The sequence below is a fragment of the Lunatibacter salilacus genome (genome assembly GCF_009797935.1).
Lineage (GTDB): Bacteria > Bacteroidota > Bacteroidia > Cytophagales > Cyclobacteriaceae > Lunatibacter > Lunatibacter salilacus.
The window spans coordinates 61,683-88,064 of the sequence record NZ_VOLC01000020.1 but is presented as its reverse complement, the minus strand read 5'-3'; the positions used below and the strand labels follow the sequence as shown (position 1 = coordinate 88,064).

Annotated in this window: 22 protein-coding genes; 7 read left to right on the top strand and 15 right to left on the bottom strand. The window is 41.2% G+C overall.

Going from position 1 to position 26,382, the window contains the following annotated elements:
- Positions 1 to 9: 9 nt before the first annotated feature.
- On the bottom strand, positions 10 to 1,032 hold the full coding sequence (gene holA / locus FQ608_RS22180) for a DNA polymerase III subunit delta (RefSeq protein WP_158860681.1): 1,023 nt from the start codon (positions 1,030 to 1,032) through the stop codon (positions 10 to 12).
- Between the two features lie 145 nt (positions 1,033 to 1,177).
- Between holA and FQ608_RS22175 the strand changes: the two genes are divergently transcribed.
- The gene (locus tag FQ608_RS22175) at positions 1,178 to 1,900 is read left to right on the top strand and encodes a tetratricopeptide repeat protein (RefSeq protein ID WP_158860680.1); all 723 of its coding nucleotides are present in this window, start codon (positions 1,178 to 1,180) and stop codon (positions 1,898 to 1,900) included.
- On the opposite strand, the gene FQ608_RS22170 is transcribed toward FQ608_RS22175, so the two are convergent.
- A complete protein-coding gene (locus tag FQ608_RS22170; protein ID WP_158860679.1) occupies positions 1,887 to 2,723 on the bottom strand; it encodes a universal stress protein in 837 nt (278 codons plus the stop codon). The two genes, FQ608_RS22175 and FQ608_RS22170, sit on opposite strands and share 14 nt — an antisense overlap.
- 29 nt (positions 2,724 to 2,752) lie before the next feature.
- A complete protein-coding gene (locus tag FQ608_RS22165; protein WP_158860678.1) occupies positions 2,753 to 3,673 on the bottom strand; it encodes a 2-hydroxyacid dehydrogenase in 921 nt (306 codons plus the stop codon).
- 197 nt (positions 3,674 to 3,870) lie between these two features.
- On the opposite strand from FQ608_RS22165, the gene FQ608_RS22160 reads away from it, so the two are divergent.
- A complete protein-coding gene (locus FQ608_RS22160; protein ID WP_158860677.1) occupies positions 3,871 to 4,719 on the top strand; it encodes a DUF2911 domain-containing protein in 849 nt (282 codons plus the stop codon).
- Positions 4,720 to 4,772: 53 nt separating this feature from the next.
- Here the strand turns inward: FQ608_RS22160 and FQ608_RS22155 are convergent, their stop codons facing one another.
- Complete coding sequence (locus FQ608_RS22155) at positions 4,773 to 6,488, bottom strand: sodium:solute symporter (RefSeq protein WP_158860676.1); 1,716 nt, start codon at positions 6,486 to 6,488, stop codon at positions 4,773 to 4,775.
- An 87-nt stretch (positions 6,489 to 6,575) separates the two neighbouring features.
- On the bottom strand, positions 6,576 to 9,062 hold the full coding sequence (locus tag FQ608_RS22150; RefSeq protein ID WP_158860675.1) for a PIG-L family deacetylase: 2,487 nt from the start codon (positions 9,060 to 9,062) through the stop codon (positions 6,576 to 6,578).
- Between the two features lie 166 nt (positions 9,063 to 9,228).
- On the opposite strand from FQ608_RS22150, the gene FQ608_RS22145 reads away from it, so the two are divergent.
- Positions 9,229 to 10,173 carry a phytanoyl-CoA dioxygenase family protein gene (locus FQ608_RS22145; RefSeq protein ID WP_158860674.1) on the top strand — a complete coding sequence of 315 codons (945 nt, stop codon included), beginning with the start codon at positions 9,229 to 9,231 and terminating at the stop codon, positions 10,171 to 10,173.
- An 8-nt stretch (positions 10,174 to 10,181) separates the two neighbouring features.
- Here FQ608_RS22145 and FQ608_RS22140 read toward each other — a convergent pair whose 3' ends face one another.
- Both FQ608_RS22140 and FQ608_RS22135 read right to left on the bottom strand, forming a co-directional pair.
- On the bottom strand, positions 10,182 to 12,356 hold the full coding sequence (locus FQ608_RS22140; protein ID WP_199856446.1) for a DUF5916 domain-containing protein: 2,175 nt from the start codon (positions 12,354 to 12,356) through the stop codon (positions 10,182 to 10,184).
- Between the two features lie 292 nt (positions 12,357 to 12,648).
- The gene (locus FQ608_RS22135; RefSeq protein WP_158860673.1) at positions 12,649 to 13,836 is read right to left on the bottom strand and encodes a Gfo/Idh/MocA family protein; all 1,188 of its coding nucleotides are present in this window, start codon (positions 13,834 to 13,836) and stop codon (positions 12,649 to 12,651) included.
- Positions 13,837 to 14,194: 358 nt separating this feature from the next.
- Between FQ608_RS22135 and FQ608_RS22130 the strand changes: the two genes are divergently transcribed.
- Both FQ608_RS22130 and lhgO read left to right on the top strand, forming a co-directional pair.
- The gene (locus FQ608_RS22130) at positions 14,195 to 14,902 is read left to right on the top strand and encodes a hypothetical protein (protein WP_234364336.1); all 708 of its coding nucleotides are present in this window, start codon (positions 14,195 to 14,197) and stop codon (positions 14,900 to 14,902) included.
- A gap of 209 nt (positions 14,903 to 15,111) precedes the next feature.
- Positions 15,112 to 16,314: an L-2-hydroxyglutarate oxidase gene (gene lhgO, locus FQ608_RS22125; RefSeq protein WP_158860672.1), complete on the top strand. Its 1,203-nt coding sequence runs from the start codon at positions 15,112 to 15,114 to the stop codon at positions 16,312 to 16,314.
- Between the two features lie 47 nt (positions 16,315 to 16,361).
- Here lhgO and FQ608_RS22120 read toward each other — a convergent pair whose 3' ends face one another.
- Together FQ608_RS22120 and FQ608_RS22115 are read right to left on the bottom strand one after the other, a co-directional pair.
- Complete coding sequence (locus FQ608_RS22120; RefSeq protein ID WP_158860671.1) at positions 16,362 to 16,715, bottom strand: hypothetical protein; 354 nt, start codon at positions 16,713 to 16,715, stop codon at positions 16,362 to 16,364.
- A gap of 5 nt (positions 16,716 to 16,720) precedes the next feature.
- The gene (locus FQ608_RS22115) at positions 16,721 to 17,929 is read right to left on the bottom strand and encodes a BaiN/RdsA family NAD(P)/FAD-dependent oxidoreductase (RefSeq protein ID WP_158860670.1); all 1,209 of its coding nucleotides are present in this window, start codon (positions 17,927 to 17,929) and stop codon (positions 16,721 to 16,723) included.
- A 171-nt stretch (positions 17,930 to 18,100) separates the two neighbouring features.
- Between FQ608_RS22115 and FQ608_RS22110 the strand changes: the two genes are divergently transcribed.
- Positions 18,101 to 18,880 carry a molecular chaperone DnaJ gene (locus FQ608_RS22110; protein ID WP_199856445.1) on the top strand — a complete coding sequence of 260 codons (780 nt, stop codon included), beginning with the start codon at positions 18,101 to 18,103 and terminating at the stop codon, positions 18,878 to 18,880.
- 20 nt (positions 18,881 to 18,900) lie between these two features.
- Here FQ608_RS22110 and FQ608_RS22105 read toward each other — a convergent pair whose 3' ends face one another.
- Positions 18,901 to 19,899 carry a 3-hydroxyacyl-CoA dehydrogenase family protein gene (locus FQ608_RS22105; protein WP_234364335.1) on the bottom strand — a complete coding sequence of 333 codons (999 nt, stop codon included), beginning with the start codon at positions 19,897 to 19,899 and terminating at the stop codon, positions 18,901 to 18,903.
- A gap of 97 nt (positions 19,900 to 19,996) precedes the next feature.
- Positions 19,997 to 21,079, bottom strand: a complete 1,083-nt coding sequence (locus FQ608_RS22100) for a Gfo/Idh/MocA family protein (RefSeq protein WP_158860669.1) — start codon at positions 21,077 to 21,079, stop codon at positions 19,997 to 19,999.
- A gap of 351 nt (positions 21,080 to 21,430) precedes the next feature.
- Here FQ608_RS22100 and FQ608_RS22095 point away from each other — a divergent pair, with 351 nt between their 5' ends.
- Positions 21,431 to 21,847 carry a hypothetical protein gene (locus FQ608_RS22095; protein ID WP_158860668.1) on the top strand — a complete coding sequence of 139 codons (417 nt, stop codon included), beginning with the start codon at positions 21,431 to 21,433 and terminating at the stop codon, positions 21,845 to 21,847.
- A 436-nt stretch (positions 21,848 to 22,283) separates the two neighbouring features.
- On the opposite strand, the gene FQ608_RS22090 is transcribed toward FQ608_RS22095, so the two are convergent.
- The 4 genes from FQ608_RS22090 to FQ608_RS22075 all read right to left on the bottom strand — a co-directional run bounded on the left by FQ608_RS22090 (position 22,284) and on the right by FQ608_RS22075 (position 26,369).
- Positions 22,284 to 23,120 carry a LamG domain-containing protein gene (locus FQ608_RS22090; protein ID WP_234364334.1) on the bottom strand — a complete coding sequence of 279 codons (837 nt, stop codon included), beginning with the start codon at positions 23,118 to 23,120 and terminating at the stop codon, positions 22,284 to 22,286.
- Between the two features lie 386 nt (positions 23,121 to 23,506).
- The gene (locus FQ608_RS27605; RefSeq protein WP_234364333.1) at positions 23,507 to 23,653 is read right to left on the bottom strand and encodes a hypothetical protein; all 147 of its coding nucleotides are present in this window, start codon (positions 23,651 to 23,653) and stop codon (positions 23,507 to 23,509) included.
- Complete coding sequence (tnpA, locus tag FQ608_RS22080; RefSeq protein ID WP_158860666.1) at positions 23,646 to 24,119, bottom strand: IS200/IS605 family transposase; 474 nt, start codon at positions 24,117 to 24,119, stop codon at positions 23,646 to 23,648. The genes FQ608_RS27605 and tnpA overlap by 8 nt, the downstream gene beginning before the upstream one ends.
- A gap of 153 nt (positions 24,120 to 24,272) precedes the next feature.
- Positions 24,273 to 26,369: a plastocyanin/azurin family copper-binding protein gene (locus tag FQ608_RS22075; protein ID WP_234364332.1), complete on the bottom strand. Its 2,097-nt coding sequence runs from the start codon at positions 26,367 to 26,369 to the stop codon at positions 24,273 to 24,275.
- Positions 26,370 to 26,382: the final 13 nt, after the last annotated feature.

Genomic DNA, 26,382 nt, shown 5'->3' with positions numbered 1-26,382 from the left:
CAACTAATATTAATGCAGGATTTTAAATACAAGTTCTTTTAAAATTTGAGATTCGTCCATGCTGTTGTTATCGACACCTTTCGAACGTAGATCTGCTTCCCTCAAGTATCCGATGATATCAATAATCTTGCCTAAGGGGTAATTTTTTGTCGCAATATTATATTCCTTAATAAAGTACGGGTTAACTTTTAGAATACCAGCGAGTTCTCTTTCTGAAGCTTGCTTGTTTCCATACACTAACAACAACCGGTTAAAATGGGTAAACAATAGACTAATTATAGGAATCAACGGGTTGGACTTCGGATTTTGACTAAAATACCTGATGATTGTGTTCGCCTTAAGCACATCTTTATAGCTCAACGCCTTTGTCAGCTCAAATGTGTTGTATTCCTTACTGATTCCGATAAACTTCTGAATATGGTCAGTATTAATCTTTATGGGTTCCGAAAAATTAATCAACATTTTATCCACCTCGTTCGTCAGCACTTCCAAGTTATTCCCGATTGATTCGGCGAGTACTTGGCAGGCTTTGGTGTCGATAGTAAACCCTTTCTCCTTGAGATACCCTTCTATGTAGGGAGAAAGTTTGTATTCGGGCACTTTATCGGATTTGATCAGTAGGGCATGCTTATCCAATTCCTTGTATAGAGCTTTTCTGCCGTCTAGGGTCTTATACTTATGGGCGAAAACCAAGATTGTACTTGGAAGCGGATTCTTTACATAACTTATTAATTGGTCATACCCTGCTTCTTTACCCAAATCCGGTATGTTTTGGGCTTCCTTTACTATGACGACCTGTCTATCCGCCATCATTGGAAAACGTTTGGCATTTGCCATTATTGACGTCATAGGGGCATCTTTGCCATACATCACCATTTGGTTAAATCCCCTATCGGCTGCCGATAATGCGTGATTCTCTATGTAATCGGTGATTTGATCGATAAAATAAGGCTCCTCACCTTGAATAAAATAGACAGGTGAAAATTTGCCTGATCTTAACTCTTTTAAAATAGTTTCAGGAGTACTGGGCATGGAAAAGCGTTATCTGCATGCAAAGGTAAAGAAAAATGGCGATTGCCTAACGAGAGATTTGATGATTTGAGGAATATTAGTGAAGTTAAAGCTGGGTTTTTTACAAATAAGGAAACAAATAGGCGAAAAATATTGTAGTACATGCATGCAAACAGACGAACGTGTGGTACAATTTGAAAAAGCAAAATCCTTGTTTAAGCTTGGGGAATTCAGCGAATCGCTTGAGCTTTTCCATGAATTGGTCCGTGAAAAACCGAACGAAATGGAGTATATAGCCTATAGGGCGCGGGTACTTTCCCGATTGGGAAGGTTTGAAAAATCCTTGGAGGATTTTGATAGTCTTATTAAGCAGTCACCCTATAATACCACACACATTAGTGACAGGGCGGTAGTTTTGCACCTTTTGCACAGAAATGAAGAAGCACTTTCCGAACTTGACAGGGCATTGAATTTGGACCCTTCCAATCCATACAGGTATTCCAGTAGGGCCTATTTGAAAGACAGAATTGGAGATTTGGAGGGTGCTATTGAAGATTACGAAAAAGCTATCGAGCTGGATCCCGAGGATGCAATTTCCTTCAATAACAAAGGATTGGTCGAAGAAAAGATGGGCTACATTAGTCGGTCGAAGAAAAGTTTTCAACAATCAGATGATCTTATCGGGTATAATCCGCTGGAAAATAAAGATTTGCCGGAATCGGAAATTGATAATCAGACAATGGACCCGTCTATGGGAGATGTAAACCAGAGCCATCAGAAACGCATCACATTTTCTTCCTTTTTCAGCATTGTGAACGGCTTAGTTACCGATGAGAAAGTACGCAAGGATTTTTACCTTTTTATAAAAAAAACGTTTAAAGGGTCTTAATTACGTACAATGGTTTATTGATGAAATATGACATTTTCCGGGAAAGGTTTTGGGTAAATAGCTGGTCGAACCAGCTTTTTTTCATACTTAAAGTAAACAGGATATCGCCCTTAGCAGATACTAAATAACTCTCAAGTCCCAGTCCAGGGTCATCCTGATAAGCTTTTAGAACGAAATTTATTTTTTCGTAATTTATAAAGGGGGTAATTTCTTCAATCATTGATTGATGAAGTGCCTTGTCAGTAACCCCCAATTTCACGCCCACATGAACAATGTCTATTTCACTGTCAAAGAATTTCGCAATATCTACTACTTTTTGAATAGCAAGTTTGTCTTCTTCTAGGTAATCTGTCGCATACACTAGTTTCCGAGGCATTTTAAAAAACACCTTGCGTGGAATAACGAACACATCCTGTGCAGATCGGCTTACGATTTTACTTGTAGTGGTTCCGATATAATTTTTCTTAAATTCATTCACACCTTCGGTCCCCATAACAATGAGGTCCACTTTGTTAACCGCAGCACAATCCATTATAGCTTCGATTGTCTTTCCTTCATTGATCAGGCCTTCACAGGATGTGAGTCCTTTGGACAAGCTTTCTTCCCTGACCGTTTTCACTAAATTGTTGAGTTTGTTTTGAGAAAACTGGAGTTCTTCCCCAGGTTTATTGGGCAGATTGAGCTTGTTGTAATCTTCTTTATTGGGGACATGAAAAATGATTAGGTGCGCTTCATATTTCTCACCAAGCTTGGCAGCATATTCTATAGCATTAAGAGAGCATTCCGAAAAGTCCGTGGGACATAAAATAGTGTAAGGTTTCATAGGAGTTAAGAGTTTTAAAACCAAGTGTATTAATAGCCCTGTGTGGGATCAATCTGGTTTTGAAGGGAAGTTTCGTTCAGAAGATTTCGTATGTTGGACAAGATTTGTGGTACAGCCGCCTGGTACATGGTTATGCAGGCAATATGAGGAGTCATCATTATGGATGGATGCTCCCAAAAAGGGTGTTCCGGCGGCATGGGTTCTTCCTGAAACACATCCAAAAGTGCCCCTGAAATATAACCCGCAGATATAGCGTCAATCAAATCCTCCTCTATCAAGTGTTTGCCACGAGCCACGTTGATAAGGTAGGTACCCTTCTGGAATTTTTCAAAGAGCGTTAAGTTTAAAAAACCAACCGTCTTAGGGGTCAAAGGCAACATACATACGACGACATTCACCTGTTGGAGAAATTCATCCAATTGATCTCCATAAAAATAAGGATGCGGATAGCTTTCTTTTGGACTATTTCCATAGGCCAAGGCTATAATTCCCAAACCCTTAAGTTTATCCAGTACATCACCGCCCAACTGACCGGCACCCATCACCCCTACCTGAATATCAATCTCGGGATTACTCATGTCCCAGATTTTCCTTTTTTTGTAATCCAAATATCGGAATAATTGTCGGTGGAAGTTTAGTACCCCCATGACCACATAGTTCGTCATACTAAAAGTAAGGCGGGGATCTACGATTCGGGTAATGGGAATATCTTTGGGAAGATCCGGGTCGGCCATAATATGGTCAACACCCGAACCCATGGAACAAATTAACCGTAAATTTGGGAATTCCTTCAATATCCCGTGGGGATGCTGCCATAAAACTACTGCTTCAATTTTGTCATTTTGATGAATATCAGGAAAAACCTCAACCGTTAAAGTGGAATCTAATTGCAGGAAAGTTGCTACCCAATCAGACACGTCTTTGTAGGGAGCAATAATGGCTATATTCATTGAAAGATTTTTATCGTAAAGAAATTTCAAAAGATTTAAACTACAAAAATCTAGGTATCACTTTCTTTTATTATTTTATTGAATTACCTGTTACTCCGATAAACTCCATACATTTGCATGCGTTTATTGTATTCTCATTTCATGTGAAAACCTAGATGGCTTACTATAACGGAAACCTAATATAATTATAATTTCCTATGAATACAAAACAGTTTATTTATCTATTTGCGTTAGTAATGCTTATTAATTCCCCGCTGAGGGCCCAAATCCAAATGCCTCAAGCAAGTCCCCCTTCAAAAGTCAGTCAGCTGGTGGGACTTACACAAGTAACACTCGAATACAGCAGACCGAGTGTTCGTGAAAGAAAAATTTTCGGAGAACTGGTACCTTTTGGGCAGGTTTGGAGAACGGGAGCTAATTCTGCCACCATTATAGAATTCAGCACCGATGTTACCGTCGAAGGCCAGCCTCTCAAGGCTGGAAAATACGCACTTTACAGCATTCCTGAAAAGAATGCTTCCACAATTGTTTTTTCGTCAAAAACTGACCTCTGGGGAGCTGTGGGATATAGTCCTTCGGACGATGTTTTACGTGTAAAGGCTACATCAAAAAAATTAAAAAGACCGATTGAAACGCTTGAAATAGGTTTCAGGGACATCACCGATTCGGGAGCCTCCCTGTTTATTGATTGGGAAAAGGTTTCCACCCAGCTACGGATAAAAAGCGAAGTGGACCCCCTTGTAATGAATCAAATCCAAGCTCATGTAATAGACAAAACTCCCGATAATCCCGGGATTTATTTTCAGGCCGCAACTTATTATTTCAATACAGACCGGGATTTGAATCTTGCCCTCGATTGGGTCACTAAGTCCGTAGAAGCAGATCCCAAATATTGGACGGTTCACCTGAAAGCGAAGATTGAACAAAAACTGAATATGAAGGAAGAAGCTAAAGCGTCTGCAACCAAATCCATGGAAATGGCCAAAGAAGCAAATAATTTAGATTATGTAGGGCTTAATGAACGATTGATTAAGGCACTCAAATAAGCTGTAATTTGAAATTTAGACAAGGTGGCAATTGCAAAAATTGCCACCTTTTTTTATTCCTTTAGGGGTCTTTTTAGAAAGAGTTGAATTATTGCAGCCACTGCCATAAGCAATAAGCTTCCTATGGCGTTATACCACAGGTATCCGATATTGATTGATACTCCAAACAGTTGCCCGCCATTGTTAAAATGGATAAGAAGAATCACTGCTTCCGTAATCAGAGCTGCCACAAAGACGGCATGCCCGCGAACCCACTTCATAAAAAACGCTACTAGAAAAATCCCTAAGATCGTGCCATAGAATAAGGAACCCAATAAGTTCACTGCCTGAATCAAGTTTTCAAATAAGGTGGCATACGTGGCAAATAGAATGGCAAACACACCCCATAATACCGTAAACCACCTGGATGAATACATGTAATGCCGGGAAAGATCATTCTTATTCATGGATCTTTTGTAGATGTCTATGGTAGTCGTCGAAGCCAAAGCGTTTAGTTCAGATGCGGTACTGGACATAGCGGCGGAGAATATCACTGCGAATAGTAAGCCTATTATTCCTTTTGGCAAATAGTCCATCACAAAACGCATAAAGACGTAATCCGTATCGTTTGTTTCCCCCAAGGGGTCATTGGCCAATATCAGCGATTTAATTTCGGTGCGGATGGCTTCTTGGCCCTTGGATTCCTCCTTTATCCTTTCCTTTGAAGTCTCTATGAGTTCTTCGTCATTGGCTTTGACCGCATCCAGCAAGGCGTATATCTCAATGTTTTTGGATTCAAACTTTGTCTTATAATCCTCTTCCAAACTTTGGTACTTATCCCAATATTCCGTTTGCTTCAATTTGTCAACCTGCACCTGATTGAAAAAAACAGGAGGTTGGAAAAATTGATAAAAAACGAATACCATAACACCAATGAACAAAATGACAAACTGCATGGGAATCTTCAAAAACCCGTTCATCATTAAACCCATCCTGCTTTGAGTGAGAGAACTGCCGGTGAGGTAACGCTGTACCTGTGACTGGTCGGTGCCAAAGTAAGAAAGGAAAAGGAATAAAGCGCCTGTCATTCCTGACCAAAAATTGTATCTATCTGAAAGGTCGAAGTCAAAGTTAACAATATTGAGCTTATCCATTTTTCCAGCGACATGCAGGGCCTCGGTAAATGTGACAGGCAGCAGTTGAATAACGAGAATTCCTGCCAATATCATCCCTCCCATCATTACAGCCATTTGCTGCTTTTGAGTGATGGAAACAGCTTTAGTGCCACCAGAAGCAGTATATATGATCACCAGACAACCAATAAATATATTAGTAAATGTCAAGTTCCAGTTCAATAGGGTCGAAAGTATAATCGCTGGAGCGTAGATAGTGATCCCTGCGGCAAGTCCACGTTGTATGAGAAATAAACAAGCTGCCAATGTCCTGGTTTTCAAGTCAAAACGGGATTCCAAAAATTCATAGGCAGTGTAAACCTTAAGCTTATAATAGATAGGTAAAAAAAATACCGATAGGATAATCATGGCTACCGGCAGTCCAAAGTAGAACTGGATAAAGCGCATTCCGTCCGAATATGCTTGGCCAGGAGTACTTAGAAAAGTAATTGCCGAAGCTTGGGTGGCCATTATGGATAGACCAATGGTCCACCAATTCATATCATTACCTCCCTTCAGGTATTTTTCCATGTCCTTGGGGCCGTAGGTTTTGTAAACCCCGTATCCCACAATTACCGTCAAGGTCCCAAACAGTATACTCCAATCTAAAACACTCATGAGAACGCATTAGTTAGGAAGTAAAAAAGAACCGTCAATATCGCAAGTACAAGTACTTGTAGGAAATAAATTTTATTCCAAAGTCGGTTAGTCATTTTTTCTTTCACCGGCTTGTTCGATTAAGTTTACGAAAAGTTTTATTGCACCAGGCACCCCGGCTGGCAACAACCTGAACCAAGAAATGCCCGAATAGGTAAATGTTCCCTTGCCGTAATTTGTCAAAAGCAAAGATCCTTTAGTGGGTGATTCATTTGGATCCTGCATCTCTAGTGGTGCCGTGTAATTGTCATCCCAATTGCCTGGAAAGTATAATCCCCTCTCCTGAACCCACCCGTCAAAATCGGTCATTTCAATTCGGTTTGGAGAATAAAGTACAGGGTGTGCTGTGAAATCGACCTTTACGGGAGAGTCCTCTACAGCGACTCTATTGCGGGATAGTTCAACGGGATAAGGACCTAGCTTTCGTGTTAATAAAGGTGATGAAGTGTTGTATTGAACAATCAAATTACCGCCCTCCTCTACGTAAGCCATCAACTGGCTCATTTCGTCTGCCAAAACTTGGTTAACATTGAAAGCCCGAATCCCCACTATAATGGTTTGGAATTCCAACATTTTACTTAAGGTAAGGCTGCCGTTATCCAAGAGGGTTACAGAGTATCCCAAATTAGCCAATACTCCCGGCACATCATCCCCGGCCCCTGGAATATAGCCAATCCGCTGAGGGCTTACTTGCAGGTTCAGCTGGATTAGGTTGAATTCAGCTGGCGGGAAATATGTTAAATTTGGAATGTGCTTGTAGGTAATTCTTCGTTGTCCCGCTTCAAATTTCTGGCCATCAGATGTGGTATACTGTACTCCGATAATAGTCTTTTCCTCACCATTTGCCGGACTTAGTCGTACCGTATAGATCACTCGCTTTTTTTCCACTTCTTCTATTCTGGAGAGGATTTCTACTGCTGATTCCGGAATACCCTCGAAAATCAGTTCTCCTTCCAGCAGCTCCTTTTGAAAATTAACTTCTACTTTAATCTCATCGGACTCTCCATTTAGCAAAAAAACGTTTTCCTTATTTATACTTAGGGAGGCTTGAGGTACAACGGTAAATGGTTGAATTATTTCACCATCCACTTGGTCGTTGTATTTGTATTTTAACGCTATCTCTCTTTCAAATTTCTGGCCTTGAATGCTAAAAACCAGTTTGCCTACCACAGCAGGATCATTAAAAGGCTTTCCAATCTTAAGTCGGTCCTCAATTTGAAAAAGGTTATCCTCTGGCCGCTGTTCCATCCAATAGGGTTGGGAAACGGGGAAATTTCCTGGAAGTTTTATCGTAACTTCTTGGGTATGCGGCCGATTCTCCAATAAGGAGGTTTGCAGTGAAATAGATTGATCCAAAACCGTAAAGGTTTGCAACTCTATGGGACTGGAACTGGAATTATTTAATGTTAATTTAGCACGGGATTCATCTGTTGGAAACGACAATTCCTTTCCAGATATGAATTCGGCAGCAAAACCCATGGACTGCAGCACAAGTCGATCTATTCCTTCTTGTTTCTCCTTAATCCAGGCAAGGTCCGAAGGCAATCCATGAAGTTTTTTTCTGATTTCAAGCAGGGATTTTACGTTATTTTCGGGTTTTTTAAAATCGAAGTTCTTCATGGCCAATTCTATGGCTTGGGCAATGCCCTTACCTTGCGGAACGCTTAGCCATCGATCAGCTACCCCTTCGAATGGACCTTTTGAAAATGCCTCCCCTTTTACAAGTTCCATGTAATCGTTGCCTTCACCCAGTTGTGCTGTGGAGCCAAATCCTTGGGATTTGTGCATGGTTCTACTATCAGCGGCAATTTTCGAATAGGTCCTACCCAACAATGGATTCAGATCACCGACGTCAAATCGGTGATAAAGTTTCCCATCTTTGGGTTCATATTGGCCACCCCAGTTGTAGGCATTCCAAAACACCCTTTTCGCCTGCCAAGGTTCTACCCATTGTAGTTGATCAGGAAAGATACTGGGGTCAGCGGCCTTTTCAAACGCTTCAAGGGAAAGGATTGCTGAGGTGGTATGATGACCATGCGTGGTACCAGGCTCATCATTAAACCGGTTGATCATAATATCAGGTTGGAATTTTCGGATAATCCACACCACATCAGCCAATAGTTTTTCCCTATCCCAATTATTTAGCGTCTCATCAGGATGCTTACTGAATCCGAAATCAATCGCTCTTGAGAAAAACTGTCGCCCCCCGTCTGTCTCCCTGGCCCGTATAAGTTCCTGCGTCCGGATCATTCCAAGTTCTATACCTAATTCTTTGCCAATCAAATTCTGCCCACCATCTCCTCTAGTCAGTGAAAGATAGGCCACTTCAGCATGCTCACCATTAGCCAAGTAACCAATCAGACGTGTGTTTTCATCGTCCGGATGGGCTGCCAGATACAAAACTCTCTTTGTTTCCTTCAATTTTTTCAGGCCGTGGAATATTTCTGACGAAGTCTGAGCCCCGGCGGTGCCGGAAAAAAAGGCGAATCCAAAAATACAGTAATAGGTGGTTATCAGTTTTTTTACTAACTCCATTGGTTTTTATTTTGTGACCAAACTAAAACAAATATTCTGTTTGATGAAATTTATTTATTCCAGTGGGTATATAACGAGATATCCCACCACATGGCTTTCTGGTTTATTTGCCAAAAATGGTTAAATTAACATGGTAATCAAAAATGCAATCTAAAATAACTGGATCATGGCAGCAAATACATATCATAAAGAGATTCCTGGAAACCCATCCACGGCCACTTCAAGTAAAATTAGGCTTAATGACCGCTCAAACGGCCGACCGTTAAAAGTTCTTACAGATGACGATTGGGATTTTTGGAAAAACAATGGGTTTGTAGTGATAAATAATGCCGTACCCAGAGAATACACAAATCGAATGGCAAATTTGTTGTGGGAGTTTGAGGAAAAAGACCCCAACGATCCATCCACCTGGTATACGACAGACCGTGCGGAAATGAAAATGAAGGAGCTACAGAATAGTGGTATGGTGGAAATTTACCACCACCAGTATATGTGGGATATCCGCCAATTTCCTAAAGTCCATGAGATTTTCAGCGACATTTGGGGTATCGAAGAACTATGGGTAACAATAGATAGGGCCAATTTGAATTTACCGGCGAGGCCCGACTTTGAATTTAAAGGCTTTATTCACTGGGATTACGACCCAGATACCGACCCCCAAAACGTCCAGGGATTGGTAGCACTAAACGATCAGACAGATTTGGAGGTTGGTGGATTTCAATGTGTTCCCGAGTTATTCAGAACATACGATGAATGGAAAAAAACTCAACCTCAAGATCGAAACAAGTTTCAACCGGACATTACTGGTTTTGACGTATGCAAGTTAAAATTGAACGCAGGAGATTTATTAGTTTTCAACAGCAAACTACCCCATGGAATACGGCCAAACAATTCCGTGAATAAAGTCCGAATGGCCCAGTATATTTCCATGATGCCTGCCGAACCCGAAAACGAAGAACTGCGGCAGTGGCGGATCAAATCATGGCAGGAAAGAAATCCTCCAGAGGGGTATGCCTTTCCGGGCGACCCCAGGAACTGGGAAAAGGAAAAATACAAAAGAGCTGAACTTTCTCCTTTGGGAGAAAAATTATTGGGGTTAAAGGATTGGTAATAATCTATCTACATAGTCCACCAGTATGTGAATTTTAACGCAATTGACCGGTCTTTTACATAGAAGGGAGCAGGCAAATAGTTGTCCGTAAATACAAGAAATAAATCCGAAGCTGGCTTAAATCTCCACTGGAAGCGGGTATTGAGGTTGATATTGTCGATTTGTTCGTTGTATTGGACAAAGGCTGTCAGAAATACGGTATTGGTGAGTGTCACATCCAATCTGGGTCCTACCAGCCAAAAACTTGTTCGGAACCAAGGTGCGGGAAGTAATATATCGTTGTAGTTTGCAGCCATATTTATCCCCACATAGGGCTGAAACCGATACCCAACCTCACCCATCAAGTTAAACCTGTTACCATCTGCATAGTACCCCCCATATTGAGAAGACATGGAATAAGTAAACAAACTTTGCGGCTTAGAAGTATACTCTACTCCGTAATTATACCAATTGTGATTCGTGAAAGCATCTAATGTATTTCCGCTGAAATTCGTCGGGTCAAATGGGGCCTGAAGCAGTATCCGGTTAAAGCCTCCAAAGACTGTCAAATCGCTTTGACTTCTAAATCTCATTGTATATCCCAACATCGTAATATTATCCGTTTGTTCTATGTCCATATTGTAAAACAAGGATACGTTTGCCGTAGGGCCATGCCTGAGGATCTTTTTACTTTTTGGGAAAAAGAGATAAGCCATGCTGGGATTGACCCTATAAAACCCTACCCGCGGCACAAATCCTACCTCTGCGGTGTAATCGGGAGAGACGTAGTCATGCCTCCATTCGGCTGTTAATGACCCACTGGAATAACGGAGATTCGCGGCATGGACCATGCCATTTCCGGTTTCTCCCGGACTGAAGGACTTTAGAACCATAGCCTTTCCCGTCCACATATTGTTAGACGAGGCTAGATTATATTCGAATCCAAGGTTACGGTTGTACTGATTTGTTTGGGTTCCGATCGGTTCGGTTGGGGATCCGATATCAAAGGCTGCTTTATTTATAAAAATCGCGGCAACATTAGATCGCTGTGATACACGTCGCTGAAGCGAGAGCACGCTGAAGTTTTGGGACGGAAGTCCAGTTTCATCGACTGCTCCTGTTTGCATATTCATGGCACCAATACGCCAATCTTTGTTGATTTTGCCACTGAGGCGGGCACCAAACTGAATTGGTGCATCCAACCCTATCCTCCTCGAAAAGAAGGGTCGAATATTCTCATATCCAAAATTGGCAAAAAGGTCTCCATTTTCCAGGAAAAACTGTCTGCGCTCTGGGAAAAATAGCTCAAACCGGTCGAGGTTGGTCAGTTGCCTATCTACTTCTACCTGAGAAAAATCGGGATTTACGGTCAAATCCAAATTAAGAGAGGAGCTTACCGCTATTTTTGCATCCATACCAACTCTGTTTTGATAGGATGGCTTCATATCTCCTTCAAAATTGTTTACAGAACCTCCCATCACATAGGGAATGACGGATATGTTTGCACCTGGTTCTGGGGGAGGATTGTCCCAAACCAGGATTCCTGTATAAGCCAACGACGCGGAGGGGAATTGGCGGGGTACAGGTGCCCATGAAGATTTTTCTGTGGTTTTCAGGTCAAGCCGACTAAAATTGATCCCCCATTCCCTTATCCCCTTTTTGTACCGTATACTTTTGAAGGGTATGGCTGCTTCAAATATCCATTTATCGTCGTAGTTGGTAACTTTAGATACCCATTTGTTATCCCAGCTTAGGTCCACTTTGCCTCCTTCAAACATTAACCCATCCCATTGTGCCCCGGCGGCATTTGCCCCAAAACTAAATCCATTTGTCTGATCGTCAAAGGGATCCATAAAGAGCAGGAAATTGTCATTTTTTCCAAAGGAAAAGTCCCTCCGAAGCGATTCAACATAGTAAGGGCCTGGTACAGCATGGTGATTGATGACCAACAAATATAAATTGTCATCGTCATAAGTCATTCGGACTTCCGTGGATACTTGGGAAAAACTGGTATCCATCGGAAGAATCATATAGAAGTCCTCCGCAACTGCAGCATCCAACCAACCCTGTTCCTCCATAATGCCATCAATAATGATCGCTGACGAAGACTTTTTTATTGGCAATTGGTAGTTATGGTTTATTTTTTGGGCAAACAGGAAATTGCTGCCCATACAAATACCGAAAACTAAAAAAAAAACACGCATATGGATACTTGAAAATTATATTTTGGTTTTGGAAAAAAGGAGGTTTTTTGAACTGCTTTAAACATCGTTTGAATCTCGGGACATTGACATTGGGTGACACTCAAGAGAAAGATTCTAACATTTCTTCAAACCATCCAATCTGATTTTTGTCTGCAAGGTGTTTATTTTCATTTAGGGGAATGGTCCTTATTATTTTTTCAGCTTTTTTCGGTTTTGAACGGTACAATAAAGTAATAAGACGACGCCTACTACAGTTTCTCATCTTTCAAAATGTCTCTAGATTGCAGGTAAATTAGTTAACTACTTGGCTTAGTTCCCCAGTTTTTTTGTTTTTTAAAATCAACTTCACATCACCATTTGGAAGAATCTCTTTCTTTATTAATAGGTGATCACTATCATAATCCTGAACACTCGCCGCATGTTCCGTCACTTCTTCCCCTCTCCAAATATCCAAGGCTACAGGCTCCCACTGCTTAGTGCGGGCAGAGAGAAAGGCAGCATCCAAAATGGCATTTACTACGTATCCGTCGTAAAAAGTCTCCAACGGTTCCCTGCCTGTTTCCATGGCGTCAAACATATCCGTGAACATATGCGGATACCCCAATTCGTTGGATTCATCCCCTACTGGAAATAGCCATCCGGAATTGCTTTCGGCTTTTTCAGCAATATATCCCTCACCTTTACCAGTGGTGAACATTTCGAAGCCAGTCCGCAAGAAGCTATTTAGCCATATCGTGCCTTCTGTACCCATGACTTCGTCCCTAAGATCCATTCCCCCCCGAAATGTCCAGCTAACCTCAAATTGACCGATGGCACCCGACGCATAGCGTACCAGGCCAACAGCATGGTCCTCCGCATCAATTGGGTGCACCTGTGTATCCGCCCAGCACATCACTTCCAAAGGTTTAACTTGTTTACCGATAAAGTTCCTGCCTATTTCAACGCAGTGGCACCCCAGGTCAATTATGGCCCCACCACCCGACTTTTCCTTATCCCAAAACCAATCGCTGTGAGGTCCAGGATGCGCTTCCCGGGATTTGGTCCAGAGGATTCTGCCTAAACTTCCTCCCTGAATGCTCTTCATGGATTTCAGAAACTTGGGTGTATAGCATAAATCCTCCAAATAGCCTGCAAAAATTCCCGCTTTCTCCACCGCTTCAAGCATCCGTTTAGCTTCTTGGGCATTTCTTCCAAGGGGTTTTGTACACAGTACAGGAACTTTTGCTTTAACACAAGCCAATACAGCAGCTTCGTGAAGATGGTTGGGAAGAGAAATAAGAACCACCTCGGTGTCAGGATGGTTAATTGCCTCTTCCATATCAGTTGTGAATACTTTTAATCCATAATCATCCGCAAAGCGTTTAGCATTATGTTCGTCGCGGGAATAAACCAAATGAATTCTATCTTTTCTTCTTTGGTCATGTAACGTATCGGCATAAAAACGGGCAATGAATCCCGAGCCAAGCATGGCAATTTTCATAATTTTTGGGTTTAAAGAATTCGGAATTTTAAATCTATGGATTAATCCTTAAAAAGAAAAATTGCTTCCAAAGCTATTCCATGCAAACCACGGCGTTAAATTCTACAACATCGTATCCAAATCAAAATCGTCGGATCTTTCAATTCTTCCCAGTCGTAATATTTAACACAATGAAAGGGAGAGGCGCTAAAAATCTATTTTAGATAAAGTGATAGAAACGAAAATATCCCCTTAATTTTGGGAGCTGAAGGTGACAATTTCCCTTAACGATCTCCCTATGTCCCTTACTCAGCATTTCAGTGGAATTTCTTAAACTGATCGCATTGGGACCAACAAAAACTGTATAGCTTAAAATACTGTGAAACATCGCCTAATAAAGGAATCCCATTGTATTGCGCTTCTAAAGCAGGTGGGAGTATCTGGCTGGAGGGAAGAATATCAGCCTGAAAAGCATCAGATCGAATATACCCTTCCGGGAGGAGAACGTCTGTTTGTCAGACTTCCTATTCAGGTCGCCTTCCCCTACCGCCCCATTCATCAGGATAATATGCTGTATCAACATATTATCATCCTGATAGAATCAGGATTGGCAGCAGTGGGGTATTTTGAAAATGGTGAAAACATAGATCATAAAGTATTCCGTGCATATATGGTAAGAAAAAAACAGGGGAAAAGCCAAATTAAGTACTTAAAGACCAAAGGAAAATCAAGGGCTGGGTCCAGGGTACGCCTAGCGGAGACAATGGAATTTTTTACTTCTATTCGGGAAAGGGTAAACAGCTATATCGATACAAATAGAATTGACCGAATTGCCATATCCTGTTCCCTGACGCTTTGGCCTTATTTTTTTGGTGGTAAAGGGGACCTCCTATTTTCTAAAAATGATCCAAGAGTCTATAAAGTACCTATGCATGTGCCAGATTGCACGTACGATAACCTCCTGAAGGTAAATGATTTCCTGATGCAGGGGGAATTAAAATATAGCCCGGAAATCAACAAACAAATCGAATCTATTTATCATATAGAATCTGATACAGATGACACTGACAAATCCGAAGAATGGTAACAAAAGGAATATTACATAAAATCCGCAGTACAATTCGGTAAACAGATATCATTATGGAAAAAAACCTTCCGGGTTTCACCACATGTTTCGAACAACTTGCTGATTTTGAGCAAAACCTGGAAGGTTTGCGGATTTTAGGGAATATTATTCAAAAACCGTCAATTTCTTTTTGGTGATCCATGTATATTTACAGACAAATTTAACCCTATATGACATTTGACATAGCCATTATTGGTGGCGGAATCGTGGGATTAGCAACCGGGCTAACCATTCTAAAGAAAAAGCCACATATGAAAGTGGCCATCATTGAAAAAGAAAAACAGGTTGCGAAGCATCAAACAGGAAACAACAGCGGCGTGATTCATTCCGGTCTTTATTACAAACCTGGTAGTCTCAAGGCAAAGAACTGTATTCGAGGATATCAGATGCTGATTGATTTTTGTAAAGAGGAAGGCGTTCCTTATGAAATCACAGGCAAGGTGGTAGTCGCTACCAAAGACGACCAAATCCCCCTTTTAACCAAATTGTTGGAAAGGGGGTTGGAAAATGGGCTTCAGGGTAGCAGGGCCATTTCAATAAGCGAATTGAAAGAATATGAGCCTTATTGTACCGGTGTAGCAGCACTCCATGTTCCGCAAACGGGCATCGTGGATTACAAACTGGTAGCAGAAACCTTTGCCAACAAATTTCTAGAGCTTGGGGGTCAACTGTTTTTGGGCTGCGAAGTTTTGGATATCGTTTCAGAAGGTACCCTCTCAACTGTAATGACTACTAAAGATCCTGTGGATACTAGGTTGCTTGTAAACTGTGCGGGTTTATATGCGGACAAGATAGCCGAAATGCAGGAAAAAAACCCCATAGATATCCGAATTATTCCCTTCCGAGGAGAATATTATAAATTAAAAAAAGACCGGGAATACCTTGTAAATAACCTGATTTATCCTGTTCCTGATCCAAATTTCCCATTTCTGGGGGTTCATTTTACCCGTATGGCAAAGGGGGGCGTGGAAGCCGGCCCCAACGCAGTATTGGCGTTTAAAAAAGAGGGGTATAAAAAATCGGATTTTAACTATCGTGAATTTATGGACGCTGTTACTTGGCCTGGTTTTCAAAAGGTCGCTGCCAAATATTGGAAAACCGGTATGGGAGAATATTATAGGTCCTTTTCAAAACATGCCTTTACAAAAGCCCTGCAGCAATTGATTCCGGATGTTCAATCTTCAGATTTGATTCCAGGAGGAGCCGGTGTCCGTGCCCAAGCCTGTGATAGGAATGGGGGTTTGCTGGATGATTTTGCCATCACTGAAAACAAACGTTGCATCCATGTCCTGAATGCCCCCTCCCCCGCAGCAACAAGTTCATTGTCCATCGGTGAAGCTGTGACAGATCTGGTACTCAAAAGATTCGGATAGGATTTAAGAGTAATTGACACGTAATTTCTTAAATACAAAAAGTGGTATTAATTTGATAGCTTCTGGTTGATATCTTCCAAAACTGCATTGGAAACGGAAAGAAATTTAACTTTGTGGGAATTTAAATCCTGATTTAAACCACCTTTAATTATCAGTTGTTTTCCCTCTCCCAAGGTTGACCCTAATGCCCTCAACCCGAAGAGCGTCAAAGTGGGTTTTATCTTATGGCGTGCCTGTTTGATAATCTCCTCCTTCTTCGTTTCTATACCTTTTATATAGCTGGTTTGAAGTTCTTTTACTGCCACTATTATTGCTTCTAAAAGTTGTGTTCGAAACTCTTCATCCCCTTCGACCATTTCTTCAATTTTTCTGTAGTCGATGTTTTCATTGGTTGCTTCCATAGATACTATTTCGTTGCATTTATTCCTGCCAAAAAACCCGTGCTCCAAGCAGCTTGAAAATTGAATCCGCCAGTAATGCCATCGACATTTATAACTTCTCCAGCAAAATAAAGCCCGGGAATAAGTCTGCTTTCCATGGTCTGGGGATTTATCTCTTCGAGATCTACTCCTCCTGCCGTTACAAATTCTTCTTTAAAGGTGGTTTTCCCATGAATACCAATTGTAAATCTAAAAAGATTTTCTAATAATTTATTGTTTTGTCTTTTAGAAATATTCATCCAGCACGATTCAGAGTTTATTTCAGAAACTTCTGCCAGATAGATCCAAAGCCGTTGTGGAATACCAAAAAGTGGATGTGAATGAACTTTTCTTTTGGGATGCAGGGATTTGTATTGAACCAAATCCTTGCGGAGCTGTTCCTCCTCAAACCCTTTATTCCAGCGGATGTGTGCGTTTGCTTTGTAGTGAACATCATGAAGCCATTTTGCCCCAAAAGCGGACAATTTCAAAACTGCCGGGCCGCTCAGGCCCCAATGTGTGATCAATAAAGGTCCTTCATAGGAAAGTTTGGTCCCTTCCAACCGGATATACGTGTCTGCCAATGCAATACCTTGTAGCTCAGTGAGAGGCTCGTTTGGGGTATTGAATGTAAAAAGTGATGGAACCGGGGGAACTATGTGATGGCCCAATGACTGAATCCAACCGTAGTTTTCGATTTTAGGACTGCCTCCGGTAGTAATAATAAGTTTATCTACCCCAAAATGTTCATGAATTAAATGAACGTTGAATCCCATATTTTCCTTCGTCACCTTTTGTACCGCTGCGTTAAACCGGATGGTAACTCCGACTTTTTCCGCTTCCCTTACCAGCACATCGATTACAGTTTGTGAAGAATCCGAAACTGGAAACATACGCCCATCAGATTCTACTTTAAGCTCCACTCCCCTGCTTGAAAACCATTTCAGCGTATCTTCAACAGAAAATTGAAGGAATACTTTTTTTAAAAACTTTTCTCCCCTTGGATAAAATTTTATCAGTTTCGAAACCACCTTGCAGTCGTGGGTTACATTACATCTTCCACCTCCTGATACCTTTACTTTAGAAAGTACCTTGGATGTTTTTTCTAAAAGTATAACTTTATGCCCTGAGGATGCTGCTTGAATGGCTGCAAAAAAACCAGCCGCCCCCCCTCCTATTACGCCTATGGTGTACATTTACCAAAGGTACAAAAAACGAAATCTTATGGTTTATTAACATGGAAAAATAAAAAAAGAAAGCCAACTTTGTACGCTTCTTACAAAATTGTAATTTGCCTAAAGAAATAACACCGAAGGTGAATCAATTTCGTCAGTCCTGATGTTAATTGACAATAACCGAATTCTCATATGATGGATTGCCTTATAAGACCTTTCCGATATTTGTTTTTCTTAATGCTGATAATGGTGTACGGGGAGACACTTCAAGCACAAGTTAGCCCAAACTTAGGCAATACTTCCAGATTGATGACCCAAGCCACAACTGCCATGGAAGAGGGTGAATTTGAGAAGGCCAATGCAATATTTCACCAGATCATTCAAAGCAACGCACCAATTCCTTCTGAAATGCCTTATTTTTTTGCAGAAACGCTGTATGAGTTGAAGCAGTATGACAATAGTAGTAATTTTCTCGGCAAATATTTGGATCTGAATGGCTTTAAAGGACAGCATTATAAGGAGGCCAAAGCCCTGGAGAGAAAATTGGAAGAACCGTTAAAGGAGATATCAGCCTGTCAGTTTTGCGATAAAAAGGGCTATCGACTGTTAACCTGTACAACCTGTTCGGGAGAAAAGCAAGTGGAACAGGATTGTACTTTATGCAAAGCACAGGGGATTGTAGGATGCAGCAGGTGTGCAGGGCAAGGAATTGTGACTAAAAAAAACGTATTTAATATTCTGGAATATTATGATTGTGAACGCTGTTCGGGAGCAGGTAGACTTACCTGCCCACGATGCGAAGGTACACACCTTGAATACGGAGAATGCCGAACCTGCGCCGGCACCGGGCATTTGGAATCAGAAGAACTTTGTAACCATCAGGAAAGTCAATCGATAGGTATCCGTAGAACAAGTTTTAGGAACGTTTTTGGGAATAATATGAGCCACCTAAAAATAAACCATCATCCCTAATAGTAACTATTTACACTTCATTAAATTTGTTCATTTTCTTTGTCTATTTGTTTTTTCACTACATCATGGGGATATTTTAGAGCAATTTCTCGAATCTCATAGGTAAATTTGGTATACGCCTCTTGCCATAATTTCCGCTCCTCCTCCGTATATTCGTAAAATCCCTTACCATTAAAAACTCCGTTACCACCTTCATCGACTATTTTATTTATCAATTTACCCGGCACTGTTGCGTTATTTAGTAGCGGGAAAAGGTCTTTCATAACCGTCCTATATGCTCCGACTCCTGTAAGGTCCATCCAACGGAAGACTCCTACCATAGGCAAAAAGTAACCCGCCACATTTCTGCAAGCCCGATCGACATCTTCCACTGATGCATATTCCTCTTCTACCAGGAACATTGCTTCCCTATACATGGCATACATTAGTCTATTAGCTATAAATCCCCTAATATCTTTTTTTACCAGTACGGCCTCTTTTCCCCAAAGCGCAGCCATATTATAGAGGTAGTTAGCCAATTCTATATCGCTTTTATCACCGCAGATAACTTCTAGAAATCTAGTGGTGTGAGCGGGCTCCATCCAGTGTAGTCCAAAAAACCTGCTCGGATTGCTCACAAATTCCTGCAATTCAGAAATGGGAATAGCCGAGGTATTCGAAGTAATTAACGCATCGGTGGAAACTACGGCATCAATCTTTGTAAATACAACCTTTTTGATAGCTATATCCTCCTTGACATTTTCGATAATGATATGGGTGTCTCGGAGCTCTGAGTAGTCCGAAGTAACCAAAAGATTCTGAAGATAAAAATCAGGTTTCTCGGAAATAAGATTCTTTTCCCAGGCGATTTTAAGGTGTGCTTGTATACGATTCTCACCTAATGCCAGCTCCTCCTCCAATGGCTCCAACCCTACCACCGGATGCCCCGCAATTAACATACAGGTAGCTATACTGCTTCCCATTAGACCTAGTCCTACTATTCCCACGGAAATTTCCCCGGGTACCATTGAATGTTTCATTTGATGTAAATATAAGAACAGCCGACACGCCTTCGGGGAGAGCCAGCTGTTTTGATTGGTTATATTATGGTTTAAGTAGCGTGTGGAAAGAGCTGAATCAAAGCTGTACAACCTGTCCGGTCCTTACCGATTCATCACAAGCAAAAGCAATCCTCAGACTGTTGACAGCATCTTCCATATGGTCGGAAAGGTCCGAATTTTCTTGAATGGCCCGGAGAAAAAACTCCTGCTCCCGCTTACACAACCCATTATGATCAGGTTCGTCTGTTAGGTCTATCCATTCGTCTTCATGAACAAATAAGTCTTCTTTATTCAGCTCTCCCCTATGGTACAACAGGGATTCTGTCTTAGTATGCGCTTCAATGCTGTCAGATTTACCGGAGCCTCCGGCCTCTTTCGCTACTATGGACACCGATCCTTTCGGTCCAAAGACATCTTTGATAAAAAAGGCAGTTTCCGACACCATGGGACCCCATCCCGCCTCGTACCAGCCTACAGACCCGTCTTCAAATCGGATCTGAAGATTTCCATAATTGTAGTTATCAGCAGGAATCTCATCTGTAAGCCTAGCACCAATAGCATATACTTGAGTTGGCTTAGACCTGGTCATTTGACACATAACATCTATATAATGTACGCCACAGTCTACGATAGGACTTAGTGATTTCATCAGGTTTCGGTGGAGCGTCCACATGCTTCCCTCACTTTGCTGGTTTAGATTCATCCGCATGACCAATGGCTTTCCCAGTTGCTGGCTGACTTCAATAAACTTTTCCCAAGATGGATGATGCCTTAATATATATCCCACCACTAACTTTCTGTCATGTTTCTTCGCGGCATCTACAACCCGTTGAGCACCTTCCACTGTATCCGCCAAGGGTTTCTCCACGAATACGTGGCAGCCATTCTCAATGGCATGAATGGCAAAAGGTTCATGAGTATCCGGGTAGGTGGAAATACTAACCGCATCTGGTTTAGTTGCAGACATCGCGGCATAATATTCATCAAATAAAGGATAATTTGCGCCAAGTTTCTCATTTAATTTTTCTTTCGTTCTTCCTCCAGAAACTAAGCCTACAATTTCGTAAGCGTCCAGTTGGTGGTAGGCTAATGCATGGGATGCACCCATGTTTCCACATCCAACTACTAATATTCTTATTGGCTTTTTCTCTTTGGTCATAATGGTTTTTACAATCTTTGGTTGAAATTTTGATTTTACTACCTCTAAATTAATAAATTTATTGCGAACGGGCATTTATCTCAAAGAAAGAATTGATTAGCGAAGAACCCAAAAGAAGCAGGTTTGAATTAAAGAACTGATATTCAAAGAATAAAATGTATAAGTCGATTAAAAAAAATGCCGTTAAATGTGCTAATCATTTATGATGTGCGCTATAATTTTCTTTAAGTAAAAGATACTAGTCATAAATTATGGGAAAACATATTATATTTATTAAAAAATAATTGGTTAACGATAACGAATTGAATACTTTTGCGTTATAATCTTAAAATAATTATTAAAAATAATATCATGGATATAAAAGAATTCGTAAAAGAGTACAATCAATTGCTGTCAAATGATTCACCATTTATCTATGTAGATCAAGATGGTAAAAGGTATAAGTCTGCCGAGGAAGTATATAAAAGTGGCAAGCAAGTATCAATCAAGAATACAAATGATGCCGCTGTTGAGGGATTAAAGGGATTAGGAATTGATACAAAATCAGATGCATCAAAGTTTATAGAGCTTTTAAACCATATTTTTGGACTGGAAGGTTCTAAAAAATCTAGTACCCGGACAAGAAAAACCTACACTGAAGGAGAAAAAGCTTCTTTGATGGAGTCATGGGCAAAAGCGGATGCCGACGGTATCAGTAAGGTGAATTTCTGCAAAGACAACGATATCACCTACCAAACACTTATGAAGTGGATTAGGGAATCAAAATAATAGGATATTATCCTTTATTTGTTTAGCCAGTCATAGCCGACTGGCTATTTTTTTTACCTAAGTTAAACAACAGTTTTGGTAAAATTTTTTTATTCCTAAAGGGAGTATAAGTTCATATGAGCGTAGAGTAAAAAGGCTAGCGATTTCCTTCCTAGATGGCTTGAATTAGTATATTTTTCTCGATTTTGAATGCCTGTCGCTCTGAATAATAAAACTAATATGTTTTCATATGTCTCTTATGGTTAATTATTATTTAAAATACCGATTTATTGGAGAGAAACGAAAGCCTAAAAATTAATCACTTATAAACGACCAGCCATTTTTGACCATTCGGATGGTTATTTGTTAAACCCTATTAACCACATAAGTTCATATGGAAGATACAGTGATGAGGTGTTATCTAATTTGTGGGATCTCTTCTAAAGCGAACTATCGATTATAGTTTAATCTGTTTCTTGTATAGTCGCATAATATCTTTTTCCGTCAAAGCGACATCAAAAACCGCCAAACCACTAATTTGTCCTTTAAATTGATTAGTCATTTTGCCTACCACGGAATTTGCTCCCACGGTAAAATCAGCCCCATCTTCACCCCCATCAAAAATACCATCCTCGTAAGGAAAGGGGTTGGTCAATGTATTGCCACTTAATTTTCCGTTTTTAAATGCCTTGATTTCTTTACCATCATAGGAAATAGCAATCATGGTCCATTCATCGGTCAATACAGACTGATCACTGCTTGCGTAGGAGATCCAGGCAATCTGTCCAGGAGATTTACCTCCCGAGGCTGAAATATGGCCATGGATTAATCCGTTAGCTGGATAACGTTTCATTTCATCGGAGTGCGTTTTTGAAGCAGCATTCAAAAACATGTAGTATTGCCTTTTTTCACGTGTTTCATCCCACACGCCTGCAATGGCTTGCCAGTATTTTTCGGTGTCCTTTTTCACCCAAGCCACTACAGTGACTTGGCTTTCTTTTCCGAATATATTCAGCTTGCCCAATTTCTCCCTGGGAATGTAAAACCATGTACTGTCCCTTATGACGGCTGAAGTATTATTTATCGGTCCTTCACTGACACGTTCTATCGGTTTGGTTCCCTCAAGTAAGTGGTAGGTTTCTGGATTGGAGAATGATTTTGAAATTCTCGTTTCTCCCGGGCCTTCTGAAAAATCCCAGAAAGCCAGCAAATGGTTTTTGACAGTTCTGGTTTGGGATTGGGATGCGCTTGTGGATAAGATGAATGTTAGGAACGGAATGAGAATATATTTCATTAGATGGTTTATGTAGATTTTAAATGGTCCCGTTAGGGACTGTATGTGGGTAGAACGGAAATAACCATTGTTGTGTCCCGTCCCGTACGGGACGGGATTCGCTGCATTACCGTCTGCTACCTACATTGGATGCCTGACGGTATCGGATATGTGTTCTTTGATAATTTATTCATATTATTAACAACAATGATTTATGAGGCATTAATTCTGTCCCGTTAGGGACTAAATGTGGGTAGAAACCAAAATGACCATCGTTGTTCCGTCCCGTACGGGACGGGATTGTCGCCGCGATACGTTCTGCTACCCACATTGGATGCCTGACGGCATCGGATATGTGTTCTTTGATATATTTAATCCTATTATTGACTACAATGATTTATGCGGCATCAATCCGGTCCCGTTAGGGACTGGATGTGGGTAGAAACCAAGATGACCATTGTTGTGTTCCGTCCCGTACGGGACGGGATGGCCGCTGCATTACCGTCTGCTACCCGCATTGGATGCCTAACGGCATAAACAAAACCTTTATTCATTTTGATAATCAACTTCTTTAAAGACGTATCGCTCGTCATAGTCGACTTCAAACTTATCTAAAAACGCTCGATACTCCTCCATAAAACTTGTTTTTTTGTGATGTTCCTCCTGATTTTTGATGTAATCTATTACGTTATCCACATGGGACTTACTGTAAGAAAACGCCCCATAACCATCCTGCCAGTGAAATTTTCCTTTCACAAAACGTCTTTGATTGATCCATTTAGAACTATCACCTTTTATATCTTGCATCAAGTCTGATAATGATTGTGTAGGTCTCATACCAATCAAAATATGCACATGATCAGGCATTCCATTAATTGCCAATACTTTATGGTCATGATTTTGGATTATACCTGTCATATACTTGAATAATTCCTCCTTCCATGATTTTCTTATAACACAGTTTCTGTCTTGCACTGCAAAAATCATTTGAATATGTATTTTAGTATAAGTGTTTGCCATGATTTATCGATTTTTTACTTTCGGAAATCTTGTTGCTATGTTTAGTTGTTCGCACATTAAAAATAATTATTTCAAAATTTATAGCCAACATGCAAGTTTGTTAAATAAGAACCCCATCTAAAAAAAACCAAATTTTTGTAACACTTAGCAGCCCTACCTAAACACCCTCAGCATCCCCTGCATCACATAGGCATGGCCGGGAAAGGTACACACATACATATATTCAGCCGGGGCAGTAGGGGCTTCAAAATAAATGGATTCGGAAGTTTCCGGGGAGAGGATATTTGTATGAAACAACACATTGGCGGAGTTGGGGATATAGTGTTTTTGGGAGCCTTCCAACCCCATCTTCAACGCCTCTTCTCCAACCTGAATGGCTGTATTTGGCTTTACCACGACCAGATTGTGTAACATATCGTCATTGTTGTTGAAGGTGATCTTTATTTTGCTGCCTGCTTTTACTTCGAGCAACTCCAAATCGTATTTCAAACCGGGTTTCGTACCAATGCTAAAGCTATGGTCCGGGCCGGTAGACCATGAGCCAGGCATTTCGGTCACCCTTTTTTGTTGACCTGTTGATGATGTAGCCGCTACATTAGCTGAACTTGTGGCAGTTGTCGAAGGGCTACCCATGTTTTGATGCCCACGGTGCGGGTCGTTGGGTTTTTCAACTACGTCCGCAAGTTTCAATTTCTCCCCACTTGGAATTTGATTCAGCGTGTAATATCCCACATCATGCAACAATCCCATCCCCTCCTTGGATTTGATCCCCGCCGCGATTATTTCGTGGATATACCCTTCTTTCATGCCATCTACTACCAATCTTACCGTCAATCCATTATTGGATACAACCGCTCCTCTGACCGCCAAATCTTCCAATTCTATGACTGGACTACCGTAATTATGGTGATACTTGTAGTTGAAGCTTGACATTTTGTAGGACTCAAGATTCCTGGCAAGCGACTCCTCTATCGGCAGGGTAAACTCCAACTCAAATCCATCCGGCTGGGCTTTTATGGTTTTGATCTCAAAAGGCGTTTTCCCTGTCCAAACCAATCTTTGCAGTCCAAACGGTGCCGGGCCTGTTGAATTCCAACCCCTACTCGTCATCCCCACAAACATGGATCCATCATTTCCCCATACCATTCTTAGGATACCGGAGGAAAATCCTTCTCTGAAAGGAAAAGCCGCACCCTGGTAGACACCGTTTACCTTTTCTAGATATACCCTAGCAATTTTACTTAAACCCTGATCCCCGACGAACAATTGATCAGCAAAAGGCCCAAATTCGCCATTGGATTTGTCAACAAGTATATCGGAAGTAGAAATACCAAGCAGTCCATGGGGAAGCCATACCGCAGGGGTCTTGAATCCGGGAATAGCTGCCGCTACCTGTGACATGGGCAATCCTGTATCCGGTATATCCTCAGGTCTTAATTTGACAGGTGATTCCTCCAGATGACTCCAAACCAAGCCCTCCGGATTACCTACGAAATCACCCGGTTCCACATGGGTAATACGGCCGGAACCTACCCAATCCCCTTGGTTTTCTCCATAAAACACATCTCCTTGTGCGTTGTATCCAAAGCCAGAAGGCGATCTCATGCCTGATGTCATGGGAATCATTTTTCCTTCCGGGGTCACTTTCATCATCCAGCCACGCCATTTTGCCATACTAGACCCGTGGCCTATCCAGCCAAGGTTTAACGTAACAAGCATGTCGCCTTCCGGGGTAAACAACGGCCCATAGGAATACTCATGGTAATTTCCCGACAAGGGCCAAGAAACGACAGTTTCATACGCATCCGCCCTTCGGTTACCATTTCTGTCCGTCAATTTGGTCAACTCCGAACGTTGGCTGGTGTAAAAACTTCCCTTATGGTAGGCCAGGCCAAGCGGTTCATGCAATCCTGAAGCGAATTTGGTGAACCGGGGAATACGTGTGCCTGTCATATATGGATTTTCTATAAGCCATACCTCCCCTCTCCGTGTTGCTACTCCCAAGCTTCCGTCTGGGGTTAGGGCCAATCCGCCAACCTCTAGTTCTATTCCATCAGGAATAGGTATATCTACAATTTCATAATAATCGGCCTCTTTCAATGAAGTTTTCTCCTGCACGCTGGAAGAGGCAACTTGTGCATGTAATGTACCTGAAATGATTAAACAATTTCCGATAAAAAAGATAATCCAAAAAGACGTAATCTTTTGTGAATAATGGATTAAACCGTTTATATATATCATGATGTTCATAGTGTCGGTATTC